The following is a 4,857-nucleotide window of genomic DNA, read 5'->3' on the forward strand; positions in this document are numbered from 1 at the left end:
CGGGCGTACCGCGGCAGCGGGGCGACGACCTGGGTTGGGCGCGAGCGGGTGGGCTGGCCATCCCGACCTGGCTGTACGCTGGGCCAGCACGGCAGCCGGGTCGGCGGGGGTGGCTCGGTCGGGGACGGCGGCCTGCGCCGCGCCGGGCGCGACGAGCAGGAGGACCGTCAGGACGAGGGCGGGGAGCGGGGAGCGGCGCATCCGAACCTCCGAGCAGATCGAGATTGATGGATGCGGCCAAGCATCGCCCGGTGCCCGACGCCGTGGCAACCTCCGGCCGCCCTCTTCCCCGCCCGGCGGGAATCGTCGATCCGGGGACGACCCGGGCCAGGCCCACTGATAATTCCTCGGGAGACACGGCGGGAGGCCGGGCATGACCACCAAAGGCAATGCGGCGCTGGTACGCCGGCTGGACGGGTCGACCCGGGCAACACTGCTGGAGTTGCTCTTCGACGTGGTCTTCGTGGCCGCCCTCGCGCTGACCTCGAAACTGTTGTCCGAAGAGCTCTCCTGGTCCGGCGCCGCCAAGCTGCTGCTGATGCTGACCGCCGTCTGGTGGACGTGGTCGATCACCACGACCACGACCGAGTTCTACGATCCGCAGCAACGCCCGATCCAGGCCATCCTGATGATCGCCATGGTCGGGTCGGTGGGGATGGCGGCATCGCTGCCGATGGTCACCATCGGGCACCAACTGCTCTTCGTGACCTCCTACGTCGGCACGCACGTGATCCGCTGCATCATCCTGGTCGCCGCCCTGCACCGGCAGGGGCACCGGACGGCCAGGGAGCGGGCCACCCGGTTTCTCTTCTGGTTCACGGTGTCCGGCGTCTTCTGGGTCATCGGCGCACTGTCGGAGACTCCGAACTGGGGGCTCTGGACGATCGCCATGACGATCGACCTGGTCGCCGGGGCGGCACGCTACCCGACGCCCCGGCTGGGCCGGGTGCCGCTTGTCCAGTACGGGCGGACCACCGAGCATCTGGGCGAGCGGTACCAACAGTTCATCATCCTGGCCCTCGGCGACATCATCCTGTTGCCGACGTTGCAGGTGAGCCGGGGCCATCTCGATCACCTCCGGCTCGCCTCCCTGCTCTGCGCCTTCGCCACCATGCTGCTGCTCTGGCAGATCTACGTCTTCCGCGCCGGCGAGCTGTTGGTGGCGGCCGAGGCCCACGGGAGCCGGGCGACGCGACTCGCCCCGTTCACCCATCTGGTCATGCTGGCCGGCGTGGCCGGCACTGCCGCCACCTTCGACCTGATCGTCACCAGGCCGACCGGCACGACGCCGGTGCCGTGGCTCGTGCTGATCATCACCGGCCCGACGCTGTTCGTGGTCGGCCGCGTCCTCTTCACCCTGGCGGTGTCGTGGGTCATGCCGTGGCGGCGAGTTGTCTGGCAGTTCCTGCCGCTACTGGTGCTGCCGTGGGCCGGCGGCTGGCCGCCGCTGCTGGTGGCCGCGATCGTGGCGCTCGGGTTGGCCGGTCACATCCTGCTTCCCGGGGCGGCCCGGGAGACCACGCCGGGCCTGCGGTTCCGGCAACCCGGCGACTGATCTCCTCGGTCAGCCGACGTGTCCGGCCGCCCTCGTCCCCGACCGGCGGGAATCGTCGATCCGGGGACGTCCCGTGCCGCCGCCGCCGATAATCCTCGGAGACGGCGGCGGGAGGCCGGGCATGACCACCGCAGGAACCGCGGCGCTGGTACGCCGGCCGGACGGGTCGACCCGGGCCACGCTGCTGGAGCTGCTCTTCGACGTGGTCTTCGTGGCCGCCCTCGCGCTGACCTCGACGCTGCTGACCGAGAACATCTCCTGGTCCGGTGGCGCGAAGGTGCTGCTGATGCTGACGGCCATCTGGTGGACCTGGTCGGTCACCTCCACCACCACCGAGTTCTACGACCCGCAGCAACGTCCCATCCAGGCCATCCTGATGATCGCCATGGTCGGGTCGGTGGGGATGGCGGCGTCGCTGCCCATGGTCACCGACGGGCACGCGATGATCTTCGCGGTCGCGTACGTCGGCACGCACGTGCTCCGCGGCATCATCCTGATCACGTCGCTGTACCGGCAGCGCCACCGGGCGGCCACCATCCGGGCCAGCCGATTCCTGTTCTGGTTCGTCGTGTCCGGCGTCTTCTGGATCACCGGTGCGGCGACCGGCGACGTGAACTGGACGCTCTGGACCATCGCCATCGTGATCGACCTGCTGTCCGCGGCGGCCCGCTATCCGACGCCCTGGCTGGGCCGGGTGCCCATCGACCAGTACGAGCGGACCACCGGGCACCTGGGCGAGCGGTACCAACAGTTCGTCATCCTGGCACTCGGCGACATCATCCTGGTGCCCACCATGCGGGTCAGCCGCACCGACCTCGACGGTATCCGGATCACCTCGCTGTTCTGCGCGTTCGCCGTCATGCTGCTGCTCTGGCAGGTCTACGTCTTCCGGGCCGGCGAATTGCTGGAGGCCGGGGCGCGGGCCGGCCGACCGGCCCGGGTGGCCCCGTACACCCATCTGGTGATGTTGGCCGGCGTGGTCGCCACGGCGGCCTCGTTCGACCTGGTCGTCTCGCAGCCGACCGGGACGACGCCGGCCCGGTGGCTCCTGCTGATCGTGGGCGGCCCGGCGCTGTTCGTGGTGGGCCGCGCGTTGTTCACCCTGCTGGTGTCCACGAACGTGCCGTGGTGGCGGATGGCCTGTCTGGTCGTGCCGCTGCTGGTGCTGCCCTGGGCCGGCGACTGGCCGCCGGTGCTGGTCGTCGTGGCCGTCGCGCTGGGGCTGACAGGTCACGTGCTGCTCCCCGGAGCGGTCCGGGAGACCACGCCCGGCCTACAGATGCGGCGACCGGGAGGGTGAGCCTCAGCCGAGGTGTCGACCGGCCCACTCGGCGAGGTCCCGAGCGCACGCGTCCACCGACTCCCGCCAGGTCCGGGCCGCGCCGTCCCCCGCCTCGTCGCTGACCTGCTTGACCAGCCGACACGGCACGCCGGCCTGCGCGGCGGCCCACGCCACCGCGTACCCCTCCATGTCGACCAGGTCGGCGCGCTGCGCCAACCGGTCCCGTGCCGCGTCGTCGGCGACGAACGTGTCACCGGTGGCCAGCACCGCGCCCTCGGCGGCCAGCGACAGTGGCGCCCCGTAGGTCTCGCCGGTCAGCGACCGCAGCAACTCGGTGTCCAGGTCGTGCTGGAGCACTGTGGCCACCTCCTGGATGCCGGCCAACCCGGGGCGCAACGCCCCGGCCGTGCCCAGGTTGAGCAGCAGGGACGGGCGCGGCCCGGCGGCCAGCACCGCGGCCACCGCGCTGGCGGCGTTCACCTTGCCCATGCCGGTGAGCAGGACCGGCAGGTCGGGCGGCAGGTAACGGGCCTCCTCCCCGACAGCGAGCACCACCAGCGGACGATCGGCGCGGACCGTACCCCGAAGATTCACCGGAGCATCGTACGGGCCGGCTCCTCGGCCGCCGACATCAGTCGTCGGCGAAGCGGTACAGGACGAAGTCCTTCTCCGCGCCGCAGGCGATCACGTGGGTGCTCCACGAGCAGGACGCGCTCCGGACGTCCTTCAGCTCGCCCAACTCGTCGGGTTCGCCGGACTCGGCCCACACGCCGGCCAGCACGCGGTTGTCAGTGACAGTGCTGGGCGCCTTGGCGAACACCAGCAGGTTGCCGGCGTCGAGTCGCACCCCCACACCGTCGCGGTCCCGCAGCACCGGCTTACCGGCGCTGTCGAAGAGAGTGAGGGCCGGTTCCGGGTACTCCCGCTGGGCGAGCACCTGCTCACCTACCGCGACCAGGCCGGTTGCGCCCGGCGCCGGGAACCGTCTCGTGGGCTTACCCTCGGCCGCCGCCACCACCTCGGTGCGCTCGGCAGCGTTGTTGGGCACCTGCAACAGGCAGGCCCGCCGCTCGCCGCAGGCGATCAGCTCCTTCGGGCGGTACTCGTCGTTGCCCGCCCGGTGCAGCACCACCGGCTCCGCGTCGGAACCCAGGTCGTACGCCAGCAACTGGTAACCGCCCTCGTTGGCGGCCACGTACAGGCGGTCCTCGTCGGCGACCACCAGATCGTCGAGGTCGGCGACGCTCCCCCACTGGCGCAGCACGCGGCCGGAGGCCATGTCGACAAGCCGCACCGACCGGTCCGCACCGACCTGGACGAGTCGCCGCCCCGAACCCGTCCAGGGATCGCGGGGCGTGCCGTCGAGGAAGGCCGGCCCGCCCGCCGCCTCGGCACTGCCCACCGGCCGGACCACTGTGCGGTTGCCGCCGTACTGGTCGCCGGGGTTGGCCTGGGTCCACTTCTGCGCGCCGTCGCCCAGTCGCAGGCCGACGAGTTGGGCGGCGTTCCGGTCCACGAGCACCGCCGTGTCGTCGGCGAAGAAGACGTCGTCGTCACCGCGGACCGCGCGCTGCCACCGCTGCCTGCCGTCCCCACCGTCGAGCAGGGCCAGCGGCCGCAGGGTGCTGTCGCCCGGGGCGTCGGCCAGCACGGCGACCCCTCCCGGTACGGCGATGATCGCCTCCCAGTCGGCGGCCCGGGCGTCGGTCTGCTCACGCCACACCTCGTCGCCGGTTCTCGCGTCGACGGCCACCACCTCCAGCCGGTCGTCGGGACGTGAGAACCCCAGGTAGGCCCGGTCGCCGAGGATCGCCGTCCACATGCCGGCCGGTCGCTCCGCGCCGGCCGGCGGCCGGGACAGCTCGCGCAGCGACCGGAACTCCAGGTCGGGGTAGCGGTCACGGGTCAGGTAGAGAGCCGTCGCGGCCCAGATGCTGACCCCCGCCGACCCGTCCGGCGCGGCCAGGCTCACCGACGAGCCGCCGTCGGGGTCGCGGATCACCTCACCGAAGCAGAGATC

Annotated in this window: 4 protein-coding genes and 1 pseudogene; 2 read left to right on the forward strand and 3 right to left on the reverse strand. The window is 71.9% G+C overall.

What is annotated here, in order from left to right; all coding sequences use genetic code 11:
• Window positions 1-201 (reverse strand): annotated as a pseudogene (locus ACWCO3_RS31540) (hypothetical protein); the annotation flags it as partial.
• Window positions 202-373: 172 nt separating this feature from the next.
• Between ACWCO3_RS31540 and ACWCO3_RS31545 the strand changes: the two are divergent.
• A complete protein-coding gene (locus ACWCO3_RS31545; protein ID WP_450013531.1) occupies window positions 374-1,555 on the forward strand; it encodes a low temperature requirement protein A in 1,182 nt (393 codons plus the stop codon).
• Between the two features lie 121 nt (window positions 1,556-1,676).
• On the forward strand, window positions 1,677-2,855 hold the full coding sequence (locus ACWCO3_RS31550; protein WP_450013532.1) for a low temperature requirement protein A: 1,179 nt from the start codon (window positions 1,677-1,679) through the stop codon (window positions 2,853-2,855).
• Window positions 2,856-2,858: 3 nt separating this feature from the next.
• Here ACWCO3_RS31550 and ACWCO3_RS31555 read toward each other — a convergent pair whose 3' ends face one another.
• A complete protein-coding gene (locus tag ACWCO3_RS31555; protein ID WP_358164007.1) occupies window positions 2,859-3,431 on the reverse strand; it encodes a nucleosidase in 573 nt (190 codons plus the stop codon).
• 37 nt (window positions 3,432-3,468) lie between these two features.
• On the reverse strand, window positions 3,469-4,857 hold a 1,389-nt coding region (locus ACWCO3_RS31560), incomplete at its 5' end, for an outer membrane protein assembly factor BamB family protein (RefSeq protein WP_450013535.1).

This window comes from Micromonospora sp. NPDC002411 (genome assembly GCF_053592955.1).

Bases quoted from the DNA above. Each gene is read 5' to 3' on its own strand.
- ACWCO3_RS31545 (WP_450013531.1), top strand. From the start codon at position 374: ATGACCACCAAAGGCAATGCGGCGCTGGTACGCCGGCTGGACGGGTCG.
- ACWCO3_RS31550 (WP_450013532.1), top strand. From the start codon at position 1,677: ATGACCACCGCAGGAACCGCGGCGCTGGTACGCCGGCCGGACGGGTCG.